The 23,498-nt window shown below is 63.4% G+C and carries 20 protein-coding genes; 17 read left to right on the top strand and 3 right to left on the bottom strand.

Features of this window, described 5'->3' with window-relative positions:
- The first annotated feature begins 288 nt into the window (after positions 1 to 288).
- The 4 genes from NKJ93_RS10485 (at position 289) to NKJ93_RS10470 (ending at position 4,187) form a co-directional block, all read left to right on the top strand.
- Positions 289 to 1,221, top strand: coding sequence for a substrate-binding domain-containing protein (locus NKJ93_RS10485; protein WP_352588908.1), 933 nt, complete (start codon positions 289 to 291; stop codon positions 1,219 to 1,221).
- 107 nt (positions 1,222 to 1,328) lie between these two features.
- The gene (locus tag NKJ93_RS10480) at positions 1,329 to 2,315 is read left to right on the top strand and encodes an ABC transporter permease (protein ID WP_352493998.1); all 987 of its coding nucleotides are present in this window, start codon (positions 1,329 to 1,331) and stop codon (positions 2,313 to 2,315) included.
- 4 nt (positions 2,316 to 2,319) lie between these two features.
- Positions 2,320 to 3,114 (top strand): ATP-binding cassette domain-containing protein, encoded by a 795-nt coding sequence (locus NKJ93_RS10475; protein WP_023716805.1) that lies wholly within the window; start codon positions 2,320 to 2,322, stop codon positions 3,112 to 3,114.
- Positions 3,115 to 3,164: 50 nt separating this feature from the next.
- Entirely contained in the window at positions 3,165 to 4,187 is a 1,023-nt protein-coding gene (locus NKJ93_RS10470; protein WP_352588905.1) for a LacI family DNA-binding transcriptional regulator, read from the top strand.
- A 552-nt stretch (positions 4,188 to 4,739) separates the two neighbouring features.
- On the opposite strand, the gene NKJ93_RS10465 is transcribed toward NKJ93_RS10470, so the two are convergent.
- On the bottom strand, positions 4,740 to 5,321 hold the full coding sequence (locus tag NKJ93_RS10465) for a TetR/AcrR family transcriptional regulator (RefSeq protein ID WP_023716803.1): 582 nt from the start codon (positions 5,319 to 5,321) through the stop codon (positions 4,740 to 4,742).
- Positions 5,322 to 5,573: 252 nt separating this feature from the next.
- Between NKJ93_RS10465 and NKJ93_RS10460 the strand changes: the two genes are divergently transcribed.
- The 7 genes from NKJ93_RS10460 to NKJ93_RS10430 all read left to right on the top strand — a co-directional run bounded on the left by NKJ93_RS10460 (position 5,574) and on the right by NKJ93_RS10430 (position 15,412).
- Positions 5,574 to 5,849 carry a hypothetical protein gene (locus tag NKJ93_RS10460; RefSeq protein ID WP_023716802.1) on the top strand — a complete coding sequence of 92 codons (276 nt, stop codon included), beginning with the start codon at positions 5,574 to 5,576 and terminating at the stop codon, positions 5,847 to 5,849.
- Positions 5,843 to 9,022, top strand: coding sequence for an efflux RND transporter permease subunit (locus NKJ93_RS10455; protein ID WP_023716801.1), 3,180 nt, complete (start codon positions 5,843 to 5,845; stop codon positions 9,020 to 9,022). The genes NKJ93_RS10460 and NKJ93_RS10455 overlap by 7 nt, the downstream gene beginning before the upstream one ends.
- Before the next feature lie 16 nt (positions 9,023 to 9,038).
- Positions 9,039 to 10,193 (top strand): efflux RND transporter periplasmic adaptor subunit, encoded by a 1,155-nt coding sequence (locus tag NKJ93_RS10450; protein ID WP_023716800.1) that lies wholly within the window; start codon positions 9,039 to 9,041, stop codon positions 10,191 to 10,193.
- A 256-nt stretch (positions 10,194 to 10,449) separates the two neighbouring features.
- Positions 10,450 to 11,187 carry a GntR family transcriptional regulator gene (locus tag NKJ93_RS10445; protein ID WP_352588902.1) on the top strand — a complete coding sequence of 246 codons (738 nt, stop codon included), beginning with the start codon at positions 10,450 to 10,452 and terminating at the stop codon, positions 11,185 to 11,187.
- Positions 11,188 to 11,237: 50 nt separating this feature from the next.
- On the top strand, positions 11,238 to 12,344 hold the full coding sequence (locus tag NKJ93_RS10440) for a mandelate racemase/muconate lactonizing enzyme family protein (RefSeq protein ID WP_352548714.1): 1,107 nt from the start codon (positions 11,238 to 11,240) through the stop codon (positions 12,342 to 12,344).
- A 225-nt stretch (positions 12,345 to 12,569) separates the two neighbouring features.
- A complete protein-coding gene (locus tag NKJ93_RS10435; protein WP_023716797.1) occupies positions 12,570 to 13,892 on the top strand; it encodes an NAD(P)H-dependent oxidoreductase in 1,323 nt (440 codons plus the stop codon).
- Between the two features lie 20 nt (positions 13,893 to 13,912).
- Positions 13,913 to 15,412, top strand: a complete 1,500-nt coding sequence (locus NKJ93_RS10430) for a xylulokinase (RefSeq protein WP_352588899.1) — start codon at positions 13,913 to 13,915, stop codon at positions 15,410 to 15,412.
- On the opposite strand, the gene NKJ93_RS10425 is transcribed toward NKJ93_RS10430, so the two are convergent.
- On the bottom strand, positions 15,402 to 16,364 hold the full coding sequence (locus NKJ93_RS10425) for a sugar-binding transcriptional regulator (protein WP_031193335.1): 963 nt from the start codon (positions 16,362 to 16,364) through the stop codon (positions 15,402 to 15,404). The two genes, NKJ93_RS10430 and NKJ93_RS10425, sit on opposite strands and share 11 nt — an antisense overlap.
- Before the next feature lie 293 nt (positions 16,365 to 16,657).
- On the opposite strand from NKJ93_RS10425, the gene NKJ93_RS10420 reads away from it, so the two are divergent.
- The 5 genes from NKJ93_RS10420 to NKJ93_RS10400 all read left to right on the top strand — a co-directional run bounded on the left by NKJ93_RS10420 (position 16,658) and on the right by NKJ93_RS10400 (position 21,956).
- Positions 16,658 to 17,641: an ABC transporter permease gene (locus tag NKJ93_RS10420; RefSeq protein ID WP_502895879.1), complete on the top strand. Its 984-nt coding sequence runs from the start codon at positions 16,658 to 16,660 to the stop codon at positions 17,639 to 17,641.
- A 149-nt stretch (positions 17,642 to 17,790) separates the two neighbouring features.
- A complete protein-coding gene (locus NKJ93_RS10415; protein WP_352484098.1) occupies positions 17,791 to 18,729 on the top strand; it encodes a sugar ABC transporter substrate-binding protein in 939 nt (312 codons plus the stop codon).
- A 33-nt stretch (positions 18,730 to 18,762) separates the two neighbouring features.
- Positions 18,763 to 20,271, top strand: a complete 1,509-nt coding sequence (locus NKJ93_RS10410) for a sugar ABC transporter ATP-binding protein (RefSeq protein WP_023716792.1) — start codon at positions 18,763 to 18,765, stop codon at positions 20,269 to 20,271.
- A gap of 126 nt (positions 20,272 to 20,397) precedes the next feature.
- Positions 20,398 to 21,162 carry an SDR family oxidoreductase gene (locus NKJ93_RS10405; RefSeq protein ID WP_352493993.1) on the top strand — a complete coding sequence of 255 codons (765 nt, stop codon included), beginning with the start codon at positions 20,398 to 20,400 and terminating at the stop codon, positions 21,160 to 21,162.
- Positions 21,163 to 21,170: 8 nt separating this feature from the next.
- Entirely contained in the window at positions 21,171 to 21,956 is a 786-nt protein-coding gene (locus tag NKJ93_RS10400; RefSeq protein WP_352484100.1) for an SDR family oxidoreductase, read from the top strand.
- A gap of 56 nt (positions 21,957 to 22,012) precedes the next feature.
- Here the strand turns inward: NKJ93_RS10400 and NKJ93_RS10395 are convergent, their stop codons facing one another.
- On the bottom strand, positions 22,013 to 23,089 hold the full coding sequence (locus tag NKJ93_RS10395; RefSeq protein ID WP_352588896.1) for a D-alanine--D-alanine ligase family protein: 1,077 nt from the start codon (positions 23,087 to 23,089) through the stop codon (positions 22,013 to 22,015).
- A gap of 21 nt (positions 23,090 to 23,110) precedes the next feature.
- Here NKJ93_RS10395 and NKJ93_RS10390 point away from each other — a divergent pair, with 21 nt between their 5' ends.
- On the top strand, positions 23,111 to 23,341 hold the full coding sequence (locus tag NKJ93_RS10390; protein WP_352588893.1) for a hypothetical protein: 231 nt from the start codon (positions 23,111 to 23,113) through the stop codon (positions 23,339 to 23,341).
- Positions 23,342 to 23,498 lie beyond the last annotated feature (157 nt).

Raw genomic sequence — 23,498 nt, 5'->3', positions numbered from 1 at the left:
GGTCGTTTGGAGTAGATGGGCGCCGGGAGCAATCCGGCCGACGCAGTCCAGGAATCGCCTGCCTGAAAAATATCACGCAAACTGATGCAATCTGATGGTAGGGCTGATGGCGCCTGCGGATGCGCCAACTACCACTGGCAGATGAAGGCTTGCCATCGATCGAAAAAGGGGATGCTCTGATGCACCCAGGTCGACGCTGGCAGAATACGATCGCGGTTTTTGCCGCGCACGGTTTTTCGCCGCGATCGTCGTGGGAGGAGGAGTTCGGTTCAAATGGGAGGAAATCAAATGCTGACGAGGCTAAGACTGCTTGTACTTGGCTTGGTGGTGGCGCTGGCCATTCCGGCCGCGGCACAGGCCAAGACATTCTACTGGATTTCGCATGGCGGCCCGGCCGATCCGGTCTGGACCTACTTCCTTGCCGGCGCCAAGCAATGGGCGACGGACACCGGCAATACCGTCAACACCTCGTTCCACAATGGTGACGTGGCGTCGCAGCAGGAAGCCGTTCGCGCCGCAATCGCCGCCAAGGCCGACGGCATCACCACCACCAGCCCCGATCCGGGCAGCCTTGTCGAGATCGTCAAGGAAGCGCGGGCGGCGAACATCCCGATCATCAACTTCAACACGCCCGACCCGAAGGCGGATTTCAACGCCTATGTCGGCGGCGACAACGTCACCTTCGGCAAGCATTGGGCGCAGTATCTGGTCGACAAGGGCCTGGTGAAGAAGGGCGACTTCGTCTGGATGCCGGTCGAAATTCCCGGCGCCACCTATGGCGTCCAGGAAGAGGAAGGCATCAAGAGCGTCTTCGAGCCGCTCGGCATCACTTATGAAATCACCGAAGCGACGCTCGACCAGGCCGAAGTGATCAACCGCATGGTCGATTACCTCACCGCCAACAGGGCCAAGGTCAAGGCGGTCATCGGTCTCGGCGACCTTGTCACCGGTTCGATCAAGCGAGTGTTCGACCAGGTCGGCGTCAAGCCGGGCGAAATCCCGGTTGTCGGCTGGGGCAACTCGCTCGATACCACCCAGGAAGTGCTGAACGGCTACGTCAATGCCGGCCAGTGGCAGGATCCGCAGGCGACCAGCTACGTCGCGCTCTCGCTCGCCAACATGGCGGCGAGCGGCATTCCGCCCGGCTTCGACGTGACCACCGGCGCGCTGTACGAGAAGGACACCGCGGCAGTCTACGACAAGATCCTGTCCGGCAAATAAATCCGCGATCGAGTTGGTCACGGCCGCTCCGGCGGCCGTGGCTGTCTCATCATTCCGCCGAAGCCGGTTGCCGTCTCGGCCAGTTCCAATCCTATCGCGGGTCCAAGGTGGAAAATCGTTCCCTTATCCAACGCTCGATCGCGCGGCCAGAGTTCGGGCCTTTCGTGCTGCTTGTCGTCGAGATTGCCGTGTTCTGGGGCATCAATCACGACTTCCTGTCGCCGCAGAACATCTCGAACACGCTGGCCTTCACGGTCGAACTCGGGCTGATCGCGCTGGCGATGACACTGCTGATGACATCGGGCGAATTCGACCTCTCGGTCGGCTCGGTGTTCGGCTTCTCGCCGGTCCTGATGTGGACGCTGTTCAACAGCGGTCTCACCTCGCTCGAAGCCGCCTTCGCCGTTGCCCTGGTGGTTGCCGCCTTCATCGGGCTGGTCAATGGCTGGTTCGTGACGCAGCTCAAGATCCCGTCCTTCCTGGTGACGCTGGGCATGCTGCTGGTGGTGCGCGGCACCGCTTTGTTCGTCACCAACGGGTTTCCGCAGCGGACCTGGAGCGCCGAGGGGAGCTGGCTGGCGGAAGCCCTGGTCGGCGATTTCTTCATCGGGCCGTTCCGTATCTATATGTCGCTGTTCTGGTTCATCGCGGCCGCCGTCGCGCTCGGCTACGTGCTGACGCAGAGCCGGATCGGCAACTGGATCCAGGCGGCCGGCGGCAACCCGAGTGCCGCAAGGGCGCGCGGCGTCAATGTCAGCGGCGTCAAGATCGGCCTGTTCATCCTGTCGTCGATCCTGGCCTCGCTTGCCGGCGTCATCAGCTCGCTGCGCACCTCTGCGGCCAACCCCAACAGCGGCACCGGCTACGAGCTCGAAGTCATCGCCATGGTGGTGATCGGCGGCACGGCGCTGACCGGCGGGCGCGGCACCATCATCGGCACGGTGCTCGGCATCCTGATCCTGCGCGTGATGCGCAACGGCATCGTGCTGATCGGCGTGCCGGGCCTTGCCTACAACATCTTCATCGGCGCTATCATCCTCGGCATGATGGCGCTCCACTCCTGGCTGGAACGCCGGCATCAGGCAGGGACTTGAGACGATGGTCGAGCCGCTGATCCGCATGACGAACATCCGCAAGTCCTATGGCCGCGTTCAGGCGCTGGTTGATGCCAATTTCCATGTCAACGAAAGGGAGATCGTCGGACTGCTCGGCGACAATGGCGCCGGCAAGTCGACGCTGATCAAGGTGCTGTCGGGCGCGGTCCCGCTGACCAGCGGCGACATCTTCATCCGCGGCAAGAGGGTAAATTTGCGCAGCACCAGCGACGCCATCGCCCACGGCATCGAGACGATCTATCAGGACTCGGCGCTGGTGACGCAACTGTCGATCGCCCGCAACCTGTTCCTTGGACGCGAGCCGATCAAGCCGCCGCGTTTCCTCAACCGCATGGACCAGGAGGCGATGAACGTGGTTGCCCGCGACCTGCTCAAGCAGGTCGGCATCTCGAAGAACATCCCGCCGACGACGCCGATCGGCTCGCTCTCCGGCGGCGAGCGGCAGGCGGTGGCGATTGCACGCGCCATGCATTTCGACAGCGACCTCATCATCCTCGACGAGCCGACCAACAATCTCGGCGTCGCCGAAACGCAAGGCGTTCTAAGCTTCGTGCGCAGCGCCCGCGATTCCGGCCATTCCTGCATCTTCATCGCCCACAACATCCACCACGTCTTCCAGGTGGTCGACCGCATCGTCGTCATGCGCCGCGGCAAGGTGGTCGCCGACGATATCGACCCGAAGAAGACCAGCGTCGCCGAAGTCGAACGCGTCATCACCGGCATGTCGGACAAGGAGATCCACGACGCGCTGGTCGAGCGCACAAAGCGGCACGACTGACCGCCGGCTGACCGCCGAGGCACTGGATCGCATCGCCACATGGTTGCGAGATGAAAGCCACCGTTTCGGATATTGCCAGGAGCTGCGGCCTGTCGACCGCGACGGTCGACCGTGTGCTCAACAACCGGCCGGGGGCGAGTGCCGCCAACCGGCAGCGCGTAATGGAGGCGGCCAAGCAGCTCGGCTATCTGCCGGTTGTCGACCAGGTCGCGTTGCCCTCGCGGCCGGCGCATCTCGAATTCTTCCTGCCGATCGGCAGCAATGCCTTCATGGCCGATCTGGCCAGGCACATCGAGGATTATGCGGCGCGCCTGCCGCTGGTCGCCTCCTGCCGCATCCATAAGCTCACCGGCATTTCGCCGAGCGCCTTACAGACAGCCGTCGAAAACCTCTCCCTCAAGGCGAACGGGGTCGGCGTCATTGCCGTCGATCATCCAAGGACGCGCAACATCTTGCGCGAGATCGTCGAGGCCGGCATCCGCCTAGTCACGCTGGTGTCCGACGTTCCGGGCGCGCCCCGCTCGGCCTATGTCGGTATCGACAACCGGGTGGCGGGCCGCACCGCGGCGCTGCTGATGGGACGGTTCCTCGGCGGCCGCAAAGGCCATCTGGCGATGGTGGTCGGCTCACGTTCCTATCGCGGCCACGAGGAACGCGAAATGGGCTTTCGCTCCGTGCTCGGCGAGGAGTTCCCCAATCTGACCGTCACCAGTGCCGTCGAGATCAACGACGAGCCGGAGGTCAGTTACACCGCGACCATGAACGCGCTGCACAACGAGCCGGAGCTGCTCGGCATCTACTGTATCGGCGCCGGACGATCAGGCGTGGCGAAAGCGTTGCTCGAAGCCAGACCGCAGAAAAAGCCGGTGTTCATCTGCCATGATCTGACGCGCGAAACGCGCGGCTATCTCGTCGACGATCTGCTCGACGTCGTCATCGACCAGAATGCCAGGCTGATCGCCGAACAGTCGGTCATTCGCCTGCTCGGCTCGATCGCCTCGTCGGCGCCCTATCTGACGCGGAAATTCATCGAGCCGCGCCTGATCTTCAAGGAAAATGTCCCGGTGCAGTGATGCCGCGCGAGGGCGGTGTTCGCTCGGCCTCGATCGTTAAAATTCGGTTGATACCGCAAATCTGCACATCAGCTATGCAACTTTTGTGGTTGCCGAATCATTGGGCAACCAGTAAGTTCATAAGCGTCGGCCATCTACTCCTCCCAGATGCGATGCCGACGTTGAATTCGGTGCACCTCCTCCCGCACCGCATTCGAAAATCAAGCCCGCTGCCACCTCCTCCCGGCAGCGGGCTTTTTTCGTTCCGGCTCTGAGGTATCGGCCAAGGCTGGGGCCATGACTATCACCGGGACGAGTACCGATCCGCGAATCGATGGGCCTTCGCTGAGATCGCCACGGCATTTCCGGGCGGAATCCTGTCACACTTGTCACTCTCACCAATTCGCTGCCGGCCCTATCTTGCCCTCACAACCAACAAGCAATACGCCGCGCAAGGAATGGCGCGGCGGCAGACGGAGAAGTGTGGTGACGACACATCCGAATGGGACGAAAGAGCGCTCGGCGGCGCGGCTCGTAACCAACGAGCTGTCAATGGTTTCGCCGCTTGCGAGACTATCTGGCCCTGAAAGAAGTGATCAGGCCTTCCGCCATGCGGACGAACTGCGCGCTCGGGCCTTCGGCGCCGACGCTTTGCAGGCTGACACGGGCGCCCTCGAGCAGAAGCGACAGCGTGTCGGCGAGAAGTTCGGCCTGGCCGATGCCGGCATCGCGACACAGCGAGACCAGCCGCTCGCGCTGCGCTTCCTTGAGTTCCTTGATCACTTGCCTTGCCGGATGATCGGTCTCGCTCAGCTCGATGGCGGCGTTGGCCATGTCGCAACCGCGACGATCCGACATCAGGCAATCGGCCGCCATCCGGACCCAGGCGTGCAGTTGCGCCAGTTTGTCGCCCGGATTCTCGGCCTCGAACTTTTCCCACATCGCGTTGGCGCTGCAGGCGGTCGCCCGCAGACATTCGATGATCAGGTCGTCCTTGGACTCGAAATGCCGGTAGAGCGTCATCTTGTTGGTACCGGCGGCCTCGGTGATGGCGTCGATGCCGACGCCGCGAATGCCATGCTTGTGAAACATGTCCCGTGCCGTCTCCAGGATCCTGTCCCGGGGGCGAACACGCTCCACAACACCGTCTGTCATCAAAACCTCCGTGATTGCGTTTCCCGAAATTCCCTCGGTGCACCTCTTGACTAGGGTGTTACCGGTCTGTAACGTTAGAGATGTTACTTACCTGTAACACCCGCATTGCATCATGTCAAACTCGCAAGTGCCGGCCATCAGCCCCGCCCAATCGGCAAGGGGACGAACCGCACCTTACGGCCTCGGCCGGCGAGCAAGAGAACACCCGATCCGCGGCCTGCCGCGGATCGCCAAAAACCAGGAGCCGCTTCGATGTCGCAGCGCAATGATCTGACGATCGATGAAGTCGTGAAGGATCCGATGATCCGCATGCTGATGAAGGCCGACCGCGTCGATCCGCGGTCTTTCGAGGCGATGCTGCGTGCGCTGGCGGACGAGCAGGCCGAGCGCCGCAACGCGCCGCGTCGCCCGCTGCAAGATTTCGGCTTTCTCGAAGATTCCGGCTCAACGCGCAGCCGGCGACTGTCCAGGGTGGCCAGGGCCTTTGGCCGGGCCAGAGCATCGGGCGAGGCGTGCATCTCATGGTAAACTTCTTCATTCATCGTCCGATCTTTGCGTCGGCGATCGCCATCATCATGGTGCTCGCCGGGGGCATTTGTTATTTTCTGCTGCCCGTCTCGCAGTTTCCCGACATCACGCCGCCCCAGGTCGTGGTCAGCGCCCACTACCCGGGCGCCAGCGCGCAGGTTGTCGCCGACACGGTGACGACGCCGCTCGAACAGCAGATCAACGGCGTTCAGGGCATGACCTATATGTCGTCGTCGAGCTCCAATGACGGCTCCTCGACGATCACCATCACTTTCGAGGTCGGCTATTCCCTGAGCACCGCCGCCGTCGACGTCCAGAACCGCGTTTCGCAGGCGGCTTCCTCGTTGCCGGCCATCGTCAACCAGGGCGGCGTGACGATCAAGAAACAGAACCCGAACTTCGTCCTGATCGTCGACCTCACCTCCCCGGACGGCTCCGTCAACCCGGTCACTTTGAGCAATCTCGCCTACCTGCAGGTGGTCGATCCGCTGAAGCGCCTGCCTGGCGTCGGCGACGTGCAGATCTTCGGCGAGCGGCGCTATTCGATGCGCGTTTGGCTCGATCCCGACAAGCTCGCCAATCTCGGCATCACCGCCGTCGACGTGCAGAACGCCGTCGCCGAGCAGAACGTCCAGGTGGCGGCCGGCAAGATCGGGCAATCGCCGGCTCCGGCCGGCACCGCTTTCGAGATGCAGGTCAACGCCGTCGGCAGGCTGAGCGACCCCAAGGAGTTCGGCGACATCGTCGTGCGGGCCAATACCGCCAACGGCTCGTTGGTGCGGCTCCGCGACGTTGCGCGCATCGAGCTCGGCGCGCTGCAATATTCGTCGTCGGCCTTCTTCGGCAAGGACCCGACGGTGGTGCTCGCGGTCTACCAGATGCCGGGCTCCAACGCGCTCGATCTGCAGCAGCGCGTCAAGGACAAGATGCAGGAGCTGTCGGCCCGCTTCCCGAAGGGGGTCAGCTATGCCATGCATTACGATACGACACGTTTCGTATCGGCGTCTATGCATGACGTGCTGATCACGCTCGGCGAGGCGCTGGTCCTGGTCGTCGCGGTGGTGTTCATCTTCCTGCAAAGCTGGCGCACCACGATCATCCCGACGATCGCGATTCCGGTGTCGCTGGTGTCGACATTAGTCGTCATGTACATGTTCGGCTTCTCCCTGAACATGCTCAGCCTGCTCGGCATGGTGCTGGCGATCGGCCTCGTCGTCGACGACGCGATCGTCGTCGTCGAGAATGTCGAACGCCAGCTCGAGGCCGGCCTCAAACCGCTGGCTGCCACGCGTACGGCGATGGCCGAGGTCACCGGACCGATCATCGCCACGACCGCCGTGCTGATGGCCGTGTTTGTGCCGGTTGCCTTCATCCCCGGCGTTTCCGGCCGGCTCTACAACCAGTTTGCCCTGACGGTCGCGATCTCCTTCGGCATCTCGGCCTTTGTCTCGCTTACGCTTACTCCGGCGCTCAGCGCGGCGTTCCTGCGCCACCGGCCTGAAACGCAGTTCGTGCTGTTCCGCTGGTTCAACATGGGCTTCGAACGGCTGTCGCATGCGTATGCGAATGGCGTGCGCATTCTCATCCGTCTGCGCTGGATCATGCTTGGCCTGTTCGCGGCCGGACTTGTCGCGACCTACTTCGTCTGGCAGCGCCTGCCCTCGACCTTCCTTCCGGTCGAAGACCAGGGCTACTTCTTCGTCGTTATCCAGCTCCCCGACGGGGCCTCGCTGGAACGCACCGATGCAGTGGCGCAAAAGGCACGCGATATCCTGCAGAACACGCCCGGCGTCGACATTGTCGGCTCGATCAGCGGCTTGAACTTCCTGACCAGTGCCGCGCAGTCGAACTCGGCGGTCGAATTCGCCATCCTGAAGCCATGGGACGAACGCGGCCCCGACCAGAGCGCCTCGAAGCTCGTCGCCGACGTGCGCAACAAGCTGCTGCAAATTCCGGAGGCTTTTGCGCTGAGCTTCGACCCGCCTTCGATCCCGGGCATCGGCACCACCGGTGGCTTCGAGTTCCAGGTCGAGGATCTGACCGGCCGCGGCAGCGTGGCGCTCAACGATGCGACGCAAGCTGTGATTGCCGAGGCGCGCAAGCAGCCGGAGCTCAACCCACAGCAATTGTTCTCGTCGTTCTCGACCTCGACGCCGCAGTTCAACTACGATCTCGATCGCGCCAAGGCAAAGCTGCTCGGGCTCAACCTGCCGGACGTCTTCAACACGCTGCAGATCTATCTCGGCTCGCTTTATGTGAACGACTTCAACCTGTTTGGCCGCACCTTCCGGGTGACGATCCAGGCCGACAAGGACTCTCGAGCCGGTCCGGCCGACATTTCGCGGCTCTATGTCCGCAATGCGTCGGGTGGCATGGTGCCGCTGAGCACGCTGGGCAAGCTTGTGCCCATCGTCGGCCCCGAGACCGTGCCGCACTACAACAACAATGCGTCGGCCCTGATCAATGGCGGCGCCGCCCCCGGCTTTTCGTCCGGCCAGGCGGTGGCGGCAATGGAACGTGCCGCTGCCACGGCGTTGCCGAGAGATTTCGGCTACGAATGGACCGGCATCACCTATCAGGAGCTCAAGGCGGGATCGATCGCATCCGTCGTCTTCGGCCTCGCCATCGTCTTCGTTTTCCTCATCCTTGCCGCGCAATATGAGAGCTGGGCGATGCCGTTCATGGTGCTGCTGGCGGTGCCGCTCGCATTGTTCGGTGCGTTCGTCGTGCTGTGGCTGCGCGGCATGCAGATCGACGTCTACTCGCAGATCGGCTTCGTCATGCTGATCGGACTGGCGGCCAAGAACGCGATTCTGATCGTCGAGTTTGCCCGGCGCCGGCGCGAAGAAGGCCTCAGCATCGTCGACGCCGCGATGGAAGCGGCGCGGCTGCGGCTGCGGCCGATCCTGATGACCGCCTTCGCCTTCATCCTCGGCGTGCTGCCGCTGATGTTCGCTACAGGTGCAGGTGCCGCGAGCCGGCAGTCGATCGGCACCACTGTCTTTGGCGGCATGGTCGCGGCGACCATCCTGTCGCTGGTGTTCGTGCCGGTCTTCTATGCGGTGATCGAGCAGCTGCGCGAGCGCCGCAGCGAGAGCGAACCGGTCTCCGAAACGACTGAACAACCAACCGCCGAACCCGCCTTCGAGCCATTGGCCGAAGCGGCTGAATAGGACTGGAGAATCGATCATGCGTAAATGGAAAATCGCGCTGGGAACGGCCGTCGCCCTTGGGGCGATTTCGATAGCGAGCGTTCACTTGCTCGACATGGGCAGTCTCAGCCTCAACGCCGGCACGGCCGGGGCGGCGACACCCAAGCCGGAAGCCTTTGTCATGCCGGTGCCGGTGGTGAGCGTCGTCAAGAAGACGATCCCGATCTATCTCGACTACGCCGCCCGGGTAGAGCCGATCCGCAGCATTACGCTGCAGGCGCGCGTGCCGGGCTATCTGCAGGAGCAGGTCGCCACCGACGGCGGCGATGTTGCAAAGGGCGACCTTCTCTACAAGATCGCCCCGGAGGATTTCCAGGCTGCCCTGGAGCAGGCGAAGGCGCTTATCCAGCGCGACACGGCAACACTCGACTATGCGCGCTCCAATCTCGGGCGCGGCAGCGAGCTCGCCAAGAGCGGCTATCTCGCCAAGGACGTGTTCGACCAGCGCACCAGCACCTTGCGCGAGGCTCAGGCCTCGCTCGCCGTGAACCAGGCCGCCTTGCGGACCGCCGAGCTCAATTTGAGCTATACCGAAATCCGTGCTCCATTCGCGGGACGCATCGGACGCAGCCAGGCTTCCGTCGGAACGCTGGTCAGCGTTGCCGGCACGGTGCTCAACTCGCTGGTGCAGCTCGATCCGATCTACGTCACCTTCAATCCGAGCGAAACGGACCTGACCCAGATCGAGGAAGCTCGGGCCGCGGGACCGATCAGTGTCGACGTCCTGCTTCCCGGTGAAACCGAACCGCGCCAGAAGGGCGATCTTACCTTCATGGACAACACGATCGATCGCTCGACCGGCACGATCACGGCACGGGCGACGGTCGGCAACGGCAAGTTCACCCTGCTGCCCGGCCAGTATGTCCGCGTCCGGCTGCACGTCAAAGAGCAGCCCGATGCGCTGATGGTACCGCAGACGGCACTCGGCTCAGGCCAGCTCGGCAAATACCTCTATGTCGTCGGCAAGGACAACACCGTCGACCAGCGCATCGTTTCGCTCGGACCGACCAATGGCGATCAGGTGGCCATCTTGAGCGGCGTAGCCGAAGGCGACCAGGTGATCACCGGCAATCTGCAGAAGATCGGTCCGGGAATGCCGGTCTCGCCGCTACCCCAGAAACCGGCCACCTGATAACCCCCATCAGGTCCGGTCCCGCGGCGCCTTCGGCTCCCACGCCGAGGGCGCCGTTTTTGCTGAGCAGGGTCGGCAAGATCGGCCTCATCGGCACACTCGACCTTGGCAGGAGCCATGAAGGCGCAAGTAGAGCGCGCCGTGACGTACCCGTCTGCCGCAAGCAGCTGGCCAGCGGAGAACCTGTACCCGCAATTACCTCTTGTTAGATTGTCGACAATCTGCTGTGTTGCTTTTGGTCTCCTGGAGCAGCCGGATGGCAACGCTGGATTTCAGTCCGATCGCGGATACGACACGCCGGGCCGAGATCGTGGCGCTGCTCCGGCGCGCGATCCTGACCGGCCAGCTGGAACCGGGGCAGAAGCTCAACGAACTTAGGATTTCCGAGCAGATGCGGGTGAGCCGTGCGCCGCTGCGCGAGGCGATGCGCGAACTGGTGCAGGAAGGCATCCTGACCAGCATCCCCTACGCCGGAACCTTCGTCATCGAGGTGACCGCCAAGGACATCGACGATGCCTATTCGCTCAACAAGGTGCTGGACGAATTCGCCATCGAGCGGACCTGGCCGCTTCGCGACCAGCGCTTCTTCGACGAGATCGACCGGCGGCATGCGGCGGTGAAGCAGGCGACGCGCGAGTTGGACACGACGCGGCAGATCGAAACGGCGCTGCAACTGCATGGACTGATCCACGAATGGGCCGACAACTCGGTGCTGCTGGAAACCTGGCAGCGGCTGGCCAGCCGGCTGCAGATGTATTTTGCGCTGCACCAGCGGGCCCGCAACGAGCCGGTGCCTGCCGAAGACGCTCACGAAACCTATGTGCAGTTGCTCCAGGGCAGCGACATGCGCGCTGCCCAGCGCCACGCCAAGGAGCATATCGATTTGGATTTCGAGGAACTGCTCGCCTATGCGCGCGAGTTGGAAGAGCGTGGCTCAAAGGGCGCCGGCGCGGATCGTGCCGGCCTAACGCGCAATCGGCCCAAAGGCGGCTGAGCCCGACAAGTTTGGCGGTCATCCCGGAACACAGACAACGGACAGAAGACGTGCAGATCAAAACCATCAAAGCCTACCATGTCGTGCAGCCCTTTGTGGACGGACCTTACCGGATGTCGAAGGGGCGCGTCGCCGATGCGTTCGACGCTGTGATCGTCGCCGTCACCGCAGATAGCGGGCTCACCGGCTGGGGCGAGATGGCGCCGCTCGGCAATTTTTACTCGCCGGCGTTCGCCGCCGGCACGCGCGCCGGCGTCGTCGAGATCGCGCCGCATCTCATGGGCCATGACCCACGCGGGCTTGCCGGGATCAACAGGCTCATGGATACGGTGTTCAAGGGCCATCCCTACGTCAAGTCGGCGCTCGACATGGCATGCTCGGATCTCGCGGCGCGCGCCGCCGACGTGCCGCTGGTTACGTTGCTTGGCGGACGCGAGAGCGAGACGGCCGAACTCTACAAGGTCGTCACCCATGGCACGGTCGACGCGATGGCTGCACTTGCCAAGCGCATCGTCAAAGACGGCTTTCATCGACTGCAGGTCAAGGTCGGCGGCAACGTCCATGACGACATCGAACGCGTCACAGCCGTCGCCGCCGCGGTGCCGAAGGGCACCGTCATCTTCTGCGACGCCAATGCCGGCTGGACGCCTTACCAGGCACGCCAGTTCGTGGATGCGACGCGCACCATCGACTACACGTTCGAACAGCCCTGCACGACGATCGACGAATGCATGTCGGTGCGCCGCTCGCTTGACAAACCGATGGTGCTCGACGAATCCGTCGCCTCGCTGGACGACATGCTCGACATCCACCGCAAGGGCGCTGCCGACGGGCTGACGCTGAAGATCTCGCGGCTCGGAGGAGTGACCAAAACGCGCCAAATCCGCGACCTCGCCGTCGATCTCGGCTTCATGATCACCGTCGAGGACACTGGCGGCGCCGAGATCGACACATCGGCCATGGCGCATCTGTCGCTGTCGACGCCCGAGGAGCGCCGGCTGCACGCCATCGCCTTCCACGAATGGGTGACGGTGCGCACCGCATCCAATATGCCGCCGGTCTGGGGCAGCCGCATGGGCATTCCGGACGGGCCGGGACTTGGCATCGATGTCGTTCCCGACCTGCTCGGCGCGCCCTTCTTCGAGATCGGCAGCTGAGGTAGAGACCGCGCCACCTCAAGGCAACGTCGAGCAACCCGCATCGGTCGGCGCCGTCCGGCTACCTGCAGAGGTCGTGCCCTGACCGGCAGCTGACCCCAAGCGATCGGCCATTCCAGAGCGGGAATGTCCCAATTGCAGGTTGAAATATTTTTCATTTGGAAATAGGAATGTTCAAAACGTTGATTTGGACGCTGCGGCGCGTCAAGAACTGGAGGAAGCGACATGTCCCATCCGCAATTTGCAGCGGAACTTCTGCAGCGCGCTGAACAGCAGGGGCCGATCACCATCGGGCTTGCCGGCGCCGGTCAGATGGGCACCGACATCGTCGTCCAGGTGGCACTGATGCCGGGCATGCGGATCGGCGCTATTTCCGAGGTCAGGCCGCAGGCAGCGATCGACGCGGCGCTGCTCGCTGGCCACGACCGTTCCGACATCGTCCAGGCCGGCAATGCGGCGGCGATCGACCGCGCCATCGAGGCCGGCAAGATTGCGGTGACCGAAGATTTGCACGCGCTGGCGGCGGCTGGCCGGATCGACGTCATCATCGACGCGACGGGCAATCCCAATATCGGCACGCTGTTCGCGCTGGAAGTGATGAAGAACGGCAAGCACATCGTCATGCTCAATGTCGAGGCCGACATCACGATCGGCCGCTTCCTCAAGGACGAGGCACGCAAGGCCGGCGTCGTCTATACCGGTGCCGCCGGCGACGAGCCGGCCTGCACGCTGGAGATCATCGGCTTTGCCAAAAGCCTCGGCTTCAACATCATCGCCGCCGGCAAGGGCAAGAACAATCCGCTGAAGATCGACGCCATGCCGGCCGATTACGAGAAAGAAGCGGCCGAGCGCAACATGAATGCGCGCATGCTGGTCGAATTCGTCGACGGCTCGAAGACGGCCATCGAAATGGTGGCGATCGCCAATGCCACCGGCCTGGTGCCCGACGTGCCGGGCATGCACGGCCCAACCGCAACGCTGGAGGAGCTCGCCAGCGTGCTCTGCCCGCGCGAGGATGGCGGCGTGCTGCATCGCAAGGGCGTGGTCGATTATTCGATCGGCAAGGGCGTGGCGCCCGGCGTGTTCTGCATCATCGAGACCCAGCATCCGCGCGTGCTGGAGCGCATGATCGACCTCAAGGTCGGCAAAGGCCCCTATTTCACGATCTTCCGGCCCTATCATCTGACCAGCCTGGAAGTGCCGCTGTCGGCGGCGCGCGCCGTCGTCTACAAACGGGCCGACATGGAGCCGCTCGACCGTCCGGTCGCCGAGGCGGTGGCGGTTGCCAAGAGCGATCTTGGCGTCGGCCAGTCGCTCGGCATGATCGGCGAGAACGACTATCGCGGGTTCGCCATGACATGGGAAGATGCACGCGCCCGGGGCGCGCTGCCGCTCGGCCTTGCCGAACGGGCCAAGGTGGTCAAGCCGCTCAAGATCGGCGATTTCCTGACCTATGAAAATTGTGTACCCGACGATTCGATGGTGATAACCCAGATCCGCCGTCGTCTCGATCAGTCGGACGGACGGTTCGCTACCAACGCGGCTTGACCCCGCCGGATCTCCGCCTGATGGACGATATCGTAATCGGGATCGACGCCTCGACCACGGCCGTGAAGGCGATTGCCTTCACCCGCGACGGCGAGGAGCTGTTCCAGGCACGCGAGACTTATCCGCTTTCAAATCCGAAGCCCAGCCATTTCGAGCAGGACGCCAAACATTGGTGGACGGCGCTGCTTGGCGCATTGAAGCAGGTCACTGAGGCGGTCGGCGCTTTCCGCGTGGCGGCGATCTCCATTGCCCACCAGCGCGAGACCTTCACGCTGGTCGACAGCGCCGGCAAACCACTTATTCCGGCGATCCTGTGGCTGGACGAACGCGCCCGGCCGCAGGTTATCAGGCTTTCGGCCGAACTCGGCCGCGAGGCGATCCGCGACTGGAGCGGCAAGCCGCCGGACCCGACGCCGGCGCTCTACGCCATCGCCTGGCTTGCCGAACACCAGCCTCAGATGCTTCACCAGGCAGCGGCACTGGTCGACGTGCACGGTTTCTTCGTCCAGCGGCTGACCGGGCGATTGGTCACCAGCACCGCAAGTGCGGATCCGCTCGGGCTCCTCGACGTAGAGAGAGGTACCTGGCATCCCCGCCTCGTTGCGGCCGCCGGACTGCAGATGGAGCAATTGCCCGACCTGGTCGCGCCGGGCGCAATTTGCGGCGGGCTTTCCGCAACCGCGGCGCAACTGACCGGCCTGAGGGCCGGCACGCCGGTCGTTGCCGGCGCTGGGGACGGCCAGGCGATGGGCCTCGGCATGGGCGTCTACGGCGAAGGCAAGAGCTATCTCTCGCTCGGCTCCGGCGTGGTCAGCGGCTGCTATTCCGGCAAGGTGAAAACCTCGGACGCCTTTCGCACGCTGGTCTCGCCGACCGGTTCCGGTTTCATGTTGGAGACAGTGCTGCGTTCGGGCATGCAACTGGTCGACTGGATTGTCCGCACGACCGGTTCGCCGTCGGCGGCAGCACTGGAGAAAGCGGCGCTGGAGGTTGCCGCTGGCAGCGAGGGCCTGCTCGTCCTGCCCTATTGGGCCGGCGTCATGAGCCCCTATTGGGATGGTGCCGCGCGTGGCGCCATTGTCGGCCTGTCGCTCGACCACCGGCCGGAGCATCTTTTCCGCGCTGTCCTGGAAGGCATCGCCTTCGAGCAGGCCGTTGCCACCGAGGCCATGGAAGCCCAAGCCGGCGGACAGGCGGCGATGATTGCCGCCGGCGGCGGCACCAATTGCGTACTCCTCATGCAGATCATGGCAAGCGTGCTCGAGCGGCCGATCTCGGTTTCGCCGGTCAACGAAGCCGCCGCACTCGGCGCCGCCATGCTGGCGGCCGCCGCGGTCGGCTGGTTTGCCTCGCCGGAAGCCGCCGCAAAGGCAATGGCTGCCGCTCCCACCATGCATGTCGACCCGGTCGATGGACTTGTTGCCGGCTATCGCGGCCGCAAGGCAATCTACCGCGATCTCTATCAAGCGACGCGCGATATCCACGTGCGGCTGAGTGCTCTCAACGCGACTAGCGGTTGAGCAGCCCCTTTGCCGCATCCTCGTCGGTGATCAGAACCGATACCTTGGTGTTGGCGAGTGCTGCCCGCATGATGGCAATCTTTTCCTGCCCTCCCGACACCAGGATGATGCTCGGGATATCCGACAGATCCTGCAGCGGATAGGCACAGACGCGGCGGTTCACCTCGTGGTCGACCGGGCGGCCCTCGGCGTCGATGAAATGACACAGAATATCGCCGACGGCGCCGGCCGCCTGCAGTTCCTCGAGTTCGCTTGGCTTGATGAAGCCGTAATTGGCGATCGGGCTGTCGTTGGAAAACGAGCCGACGCTGAGCACGGCAATGTTTGCCCGGCGTGCACGGAAGACAACGTCCTGAACGCTGCGCTGGCTCATGAACGCGTCGCGCTGTTCCGGCCGGTCGGCATAGACCGGCACCGGCAGCAGGAAGCACTCCGCACCGATCTTCTCGGCGAAATCCCAGGCGCTTTCTGTCGGGTTGAGCGGCTGTGCATGGGTCAGGCCGCCAAGCATCGAAACCACCGTGGTCCTGGCGATAGGCCGCCTTGGCAACTCATTGATGGCGAATTTCAGCGTCCGCCCCCAGCCCAGCGCAATGACATCGCCGGCATTCACATGGTCGGCCAGATAGGCGGCGGCGGCGTGGCCGATCATCAGCGGTGCGTTGCTTCGGTCGGCAGCCGACGGCACCACAACAGCCTGGCTGAGCCCGAACCTCTGCTTGAGGCTTTCCTCCAAAACCACGCATTCGACGACGCTGTCGCGGATGCGAAACTGGACGACACCCTCTTCGCGGGCGGCGGAGAGAATGCGATGTACCTTGATGCGGCCGACGCCGAGAATTTCGGAAATCCGCTCCTGTGTAAGACCCTCGACATAATAGTGCCAGGCGGCGCGGGCCTTGAGTTCGGCGTCGGGAAAGCGCGAGGCTCTTTCGTTCTCTACGATCGTCATCTGTTTGCCTTGCCGCAGCCGCCGGCTCTGCTCATGATATTCCAATCCGGCGACTTCGAAATGCCCAAGATTTCCGAGACCTTGCGTAAGGCAAACCGGCGGACAGCGCAAACCGTCGTCGAATGAAACGGCAGGGCCTTGACAATTTTCCGACGAACAGTTTAGCTGAACAAAATTGCATGTTAAAGATAAATTGTTCACATGGAGGGGCCTGGTGAACAAAGTGGCCCGGTGATGCAGCGCCGGATTGCTGTGGAGGAGACGAAGTGGCTGTGAGCAACGACGCAAGCGAGTTGAAAGCAGGCTCTGGTACGCAGGCCACGACGGGCGCAAAGTTTTCGGCTGTCTTTGCCGGAACCATGGGCCCGCTGATCGGGCTGGTCCTGCTGTGCCTGGCGCTCTCGCTGACCACCGATACGTTCCTGACCATCCGCAACATCCTCAACGTGCTCGACCAGGTTACCGTACTCGGCATCATGGCGATCGGCATGACGCTGGTCATCCTGATCGGCGGCATCGACCTGTCCGTTGGCTCGGTGCTGGCGCTGGCTTCCATGGTGATGGGCTTCGTCGCCCATCCGGACTATCTCAATCTCGGCCTGCCGGCCGGCATCGCCGCAGCCCTCGTCGTCGCCGGCCTTTGCGGGCTGGTTTCGGGCCTGCTGGTGACGGTCACCAAGCTGCCGCCCTTCATCGCCACGCTGGCCATGATGTCGGTGGCGCGCGGTCTCGCCAATATGATCACCGACGGCTCGCAGATCGTCGGCTTTCCCGACTGGTTCACCAGCCTGTCGATCATCCGCCATTTCGGCTTCCTGTCGGTCACCGTCGGGCTGATGATCGTGCTTGCCGTCATTTTCGCGATCTTCCTGAATTATCGTGCCACCGGCCGCAGCCTCTACGCAATCGGCGGCAGCGCCGAAGTCGCCCGGCTGTCCGGCATACCGGTCAAGTCGCTGACAAACTGGGTCTATACGATCTGCGCCGTGCTGGCCGGTCTCGCCGGCATCGTGCTTGCCGCCCGGCTCGATTCCGTCCAGCCGAGCTCCGGCCTTGGCTACGAGCTCGACACCATCGCGGCGGTGGTTATCGGCGGCGCCAGCCTGTCGGGCGGCGTCGGTTCGATCGGCGGCACAGCCATCGGCGTCCTCATCATCGGCGTGCTGCGCAACGGACTGAACCTGCTCGGTGTCTCGCCCTTCATCCAGCAAGTGGTTATCGGCGTGGTGATCGCGCTGGCGGTGGCCACCGACACCTGGCGGCGCAGAGCACAATGAAAAATGGGGCACAATGAAGAATTGGGCTCAATGAGATTCACCCGGATATTCGGGCGAAAACGGATCGGTGATCCGAAACTGGGAGTTGTTCGGCCACGGGGCGCCGCGATGCGCGGGCAGGACAGATTGAACATCAACGGAGGAATAACATGCTGACTAAACGTTCATTGCTGCTTGCCGCCGCGGCCATCATCCCGCTGCTTAGCCTGTCCGACATGGCCTCGGCCAAGGAAGCCAAGAAGCTCGGCCTCGCCGTCGCCAATCTGCAGGCCGACTTCTTCAACCAGATCAAGCAGTCCGTCGAAGCCTACGGCAAGGAAAAGGGCATCGAGGTCGTCACCGTCGACGCCAAGGGCGATTCGGCGACCCAGGTCAGCCAGGTGCAGGATCTGATCACGCAGAATATCGATGCGCTGATCTACATTCCGGCCGGCGCCACCGCCGCCACCGTGCCGACCAAGACGGCCAAGGCTGCCAGCATCCCAGTCATTAATGTCGACCGCAACGCCGACGGCGCGCCCGGCGACACCTTCATCGCCACCAATAGCGTGGCATCGGCGAAAGCGGTTTGCGACTACATCGCCAAGCAGGCCGGCGGCAAGGGCGAGCTGATCATCATCCACGGCCAGAAGGGTACGACGCCCGAGGTCGATCGCTCGAAGGGCTGCGGCGAAGCGCTGAAGGGCTATCCCGACATCAAGGTCGTCGGCGAATTGTGGAGCGAAGGCTGGCACCAGGACGAAGGTTTCAAGCTGACGCAGGATCTGTTGCAGTCGCATCCCGACGTGTCGATCGTCATCGGCCAGGCCGATGCGCTGGCGCTCGGTGCGGCGCAGGCGGTCAAGGTCGCCAATCCCGGCCACAAGGTCTGGGTTGCCGGCTTCGACGGCGACGTGGCGGCGCTCAAGGCGCTGAAGGACGGCGTCTTCGACGTGACGGCGACGCAGCAGACCCAGGGCATGGGCCGGCTTGCCGTCGATGCGGCAATCAAGCTGGTGGCCGGCGAGACCATTCCCGCAGAACAGCTGCAGGATGCGACGCTGACCACCAAGGACAATGTCGAGCAGTTCATCGCCAAGCATCCCTGATTTAGACCAGTCCGGCAGTCGACGAGCGCAACAATGTCCACCGAACCTCGCCACACGCACAGCCCCAATCTGGGTCTCGTCGTCAGCGGCCTCTGCAAAAGCTACGGACCGGTGCAGGTCCTGGCCGATGCGAGCTTCGAGGTGCGGCCGGGCGAGGTCGTGGCGCTGCTTGGCGAAAACGGCGCCGGCAAGTCCACCGTCTCGAACATCATCGCCGGGTCGACCAAGCCCGATGCCGGCACCATCACCTGGCGGGGGAACGCTTATTCCCCCGCCAATCCTGCCGCGGCGATCGACGCCGGCATCGGCATGATCCACCAGGAGTTGAAGCTGCTGCCGGATCTGTCGGTCGCCGAAAACGTCTATGTCGGGCGCCTGCCGATGCGCGGCGGCCGCATCGACCGCGCGGCAATGAATGCACGGGCATCAGCCCAGTTGAAGCGCCTCGGGCTCGATGTCTCGCCCGAGCGCAAGGTGCGCACGCTGCGTATCGCCGCCCAGCAGCAGGTCGAGATTGCCAAGGCGCTGACGCTCAATGCCGAGCTGCTGATCTTCGATGAACCGACGGCCGCCCTTGGCGGCGAGGAAACGGAGCTCCTGTTCCAGCAAATCCGCAAGCTCAAGGCGGAAGGCATGTCCTTCATCTATATCAGCCACCGGCTGGACGAAATCGCCCAAATCGCCGACCGTGTGGTGGTGATGCGCGACGGGCGCATCGTCGCGCGGCACGAGCGCGCCGATATTCCGGTGCGCACTGTCGTCGAGCAGATGGTCGGCCGCAGCGTCGAGCGGATGTTCCCGACTTTGTCGGCGCCCCGCAATGACACGCTGCTCGAGGTCGAGAACCTGTCCTCGCCGGAACGCAGCTTTCAAAATGTCAGCTTTTCAGTGCGGGCCGGCGAAATCCTCGGCATTGCCGGGCTGATCGGCGCCGGCCGCACGGAGCTGGTGAGGGCGATCGCCGGCGCCGACCCGATCTCATCCGGCTCGGTGCGCGTCGCCGGCAAGCCGGTGCATCTCAATGGGCCGGCGGCGGCGATCAAGGCCGGCGTCGTGCTGGTGCCGGAAGACCGCAAGGCGCAAGGCGTGGTGCTCGACCAGACGATCGGCGAGAATCTGGCGATCGGCAATTTCGACCATGTCGCGCCGAATGGCTGGGTGTTCCCGAAGGCGGTGCAGAAATTCGCCGAGGCCGGTATTCGCCGGCTCGGCGTCAAAGGCCGGCCGAACCAGGCGGTCAGCAAGCTTTCAGGCGGCAACCAGCAGAAGGTGATCATTGCCAAATGGGTGTCGCGCCCGCCCAAGGTGTTTATCCTGGACGAGCCGACGCGCGGCATCGACGTTGGTGCCCGCGCCGCGATTTACGATGTCATCGCCGACCTTGCCCGTTCCGGCATGGCGGTGGTGGTGGTGAGTTCCGACCTCGAGGAAGTGCTCGGCCTGTCGCATCGCGTGCTCGTGCTGAGCCGCGGCCGTCAGCGCGGCATTCTCGACCGCAGTGATGCGAGCAATGTCGCCGTCATGGAACTCGCCACGAGCTAGGACAGCCCATCGAAACAAAGCGCAGCAGGTGGTATCCTCCCGGGCACCAGACCGCGCGGGGCGCCAGCAACAGAGTTGGCGCCCCTTTATTTCCGGAGGACGGCGGTTGGAGGAGAGGGACCGACGATGAAACTATTCGATCTTCATGGTGACGTGGCACTTGTGACAGGCGCCGGCAGCGGCATCGGGCAAGCAATCGCCATCGGCCTGGCCGAGGCCGGCGCCGACATAGCTTGCTTTGGCCACGCCTCCAAAGGCGGGCTGGAGGAGACCGCACACCAGATCACAGCACGCGGCCGCAAGGCACTGGTGCTGACCGGCACGGTGACTTCAGAGGCCGATCTCGCGGCCGCGATCGAGCGTACGGAGCAGGAACTCGGCGCGTTGACCATCGCAGTCAACAATGCCGGCGTCGCCGGAGCTGAGCCGGCAGAGACGCTGTCGCTGGAAAAGTGGCAGAAGCTCTATGACGTCAATGTCAGCGGCGTGTTCCTGTCCTGCCAGGCCGAGGCCCGTGCCATGCTGACGCGGCGCAAGGGCTCGATCATCAACATCGCCTCGATGTCGGGCTCGATTGTCAACCGCGGCCTGACCCAGGCGCATTACAACTCGTCGAAGGCCGCGGTCATCCACATGTCGAAGAGCCTCGCCATGGAATGGGCCGATCGCGGTCTACGCGTCAACGTCGTCAGCCCCGGCTATACGCTGACCCCGATGAACAAGCGACCGGAGGTCGCCGACCAGGTCAGGATCTTCGAGCGCGACACGCCGATGGGCCGCATGGCGGCGCCGGAAGAGATGGTCGGCCCGACCGTGTTCCTGGCCAGCCGCGCCGCGAGTTTCGTCACCGGCATCGACCTGATCGTCGATGGCGGCTTCGTCTGCTGGTAGGAGAAAAAATGCAGAAGCGATTCCAGGGAAAAACGGCGGTCATCACCGGCGCGAGCGGCGGCATTGGCGCGGCAATGGCCAGGCGCTTCGCCGTGGAAGGTGCTGCGGTCGTCGTCAGCGCCATCGACGCGCGCGTTGAAGAGGTTGCCGCCGATCTGAAGACTGCGGGCGCCAAGGTTGCGTGGATGCGCATGGACGTGACCAAAAAGGAAGAGGTCGTCGCGCTTTACGACCTGGCCGAGCAACAATTCGGCCGCGTCGACATCTCAGTGCAGAATGCCGGTGTCATCACCATCGCCAGGATCGAGGCGATGACCGAGGCAGAATGGGACAAGGTGATGGCGGTCAACACCAAGGGCGTGTTCCTGTGCTGCCAGGAGGCGATCGCGCGCATCCGCAAGCATGGCGATGGCGGCCGGCTGATCAACACCGCATCCGGCCAGGCGCGGCAGGGCTTTATCTACACGCCGCATTATGCGGCCTCGAAATTCGGCGTCGTCGGCATCACCCAGAGCCTCGCCAAGGAAGTGGCGAAGGAGAAGATCACCGTCAACGCGATCTGCCCCGGCATCATCGACACCGATATGTGGGCCTATAACGATGCCGCATGGGGCAAGTTGATGGGCGACTACAAGCCCGGCGAGCTGATGGCCGAATGGGTGGAGAACATCCCGATGGGCCGCGCCGGCAGCGGCGAGGACGTCTCCGGCCTGGTCAGCTTTCTCGCCAGCGACGATGCGGCCTATATCACCGGGCAGACCATCAATGTCGATGGCGGCCTGATCATGTCGTAAGATACGACACAGGCCAACGTTCCATCCGCCGGGATCTGAAAGCCGCTTCGCTGCATTCAGGCTGCTCGGCCGGCCCGCGCCAGTCCATGTTCCACGAGCCGGTCGATGATTTCGGAATAGCTGACGCCGCTTGCCGCCATTGCCTTGGAGTACATGCTGATATCGGTGAAGCCGGGGATGGTGTTGATTTCATTGACCAAGAACTGCATGTCCGGTGTCAGGAAAAAGTCGATGCGCGCCATCCCGTCACAGCCGACGGCTCTGAAAGCCCTTGCAGCCACATCCCGCATGCTTGCCTCGACCTCGGGCGGCAGTTCGGCCGGCACTTTTAGCGCCGCGCCGTTCTCGTCGATGTATTTGGCATCGTAGCTGTAGAAACCGTGGCTTTCCGCCGGCACGATCTCGCCTGGCCGCGAGACGAACAGGTCGCCTGCCGGGTCCTCCAACACGCTACATTCGATCTCGCGCCCATGAACGAATTCCTCGGCCAACAGCTTGCAATCGTGCTGGAAGGCTTCAGCAAGCGCCCCATCGAATTCCTGGCTGGCATTGACCTTTCTGACCCCGACAGACGATCCCTGACGCGCCGGTTTGATGAAGAACGGCAGGCCGAGTTCGCCTTCGAGTGTGGCGAGGGCGGGCGCCGCACCTTCATGGACCGTCACTGAGCGCGCGATTGGCAGACCCGCCGCTTTCAGGAGCCGCTTGGTGACATCCTTGTCCAGCGCGGTTGCTGAACCCAGGATGCCGCAGCCGGCAAGCGGCACCAGAGCCACCTCGGCCACCCCCTGTACCGAGCCGTCTTCGCCATGCGGGCCGTGCAGGATGGGAAACAGGATGTCGATCGTTGGCAGATCATAGGGCGTGCCGTCGGCCGGGATCGCCATCATCCGTCCGCGCCCACCCGGAAGCAGGCAAACTTCCGTGCCGCCTGCAGGTTTCGCGAGCTTACCATCCTGAAAGCTGCTCAGCCGCCACCGTCCCTCGCGCGTGACGAAGATTGGGACGGCATCGTATTTGGCAGGCAGCAGCGCACGCATGACATTGGTTGCGGAAAGCACCGAAACGTCATGTTCGGCGGAACGTCCGCCAAAGAGCACGGCAATGCGCAGTCTGTTTAAGGAAGAGGTCATGAAAGCCTCGGAGATGATCTGGTGTTGAAAGGGTCAGAAGCCGACGGCAATACCGCGGTTGGCGCTGAAGTAAGGCGCTTTGGTCTGCTGCATTGTGTCGATGTCCTGTCGTCGCGGCTGGTACCCGATGACTGGCAACCTTGGCTTTTTTTCGAGCCGATCTACGGTCCATGTAAAAAGACGGCCGTGAAGTTGGCGCAGCGTTATTCGTTGCGCGACGTGAACGTTGGTATATATAATTTCATCCCATGAAAGCGGCTCTGGGCGAGTTGCCGAGCCAACAGCCGAGATCATGGGACTTTGATGGTTTGCACCTCAAGACCGGGGAACTGTCAGGAATTCTGTGCGCGAGGCCGGTTTCGTCATTGGCTGACGAACCTTTCGCCGAAGACGACGGCGAACTGGGTCT

This window comes from Mesorhizobium sp. M0028 (assembly GCF_040323855.1).
Taxonomy (GTDB): Bacteria; Pseudomonadota; Alphaproteobacteria; order Rhizobiales; family Rhizobiaceae; genus Mesorhizobium.
The sequence above is the reverse complement of the archived record's forward strand: the minus strand, read 5'-3'. Positions and strand labels throughout refer to the sequence as shown.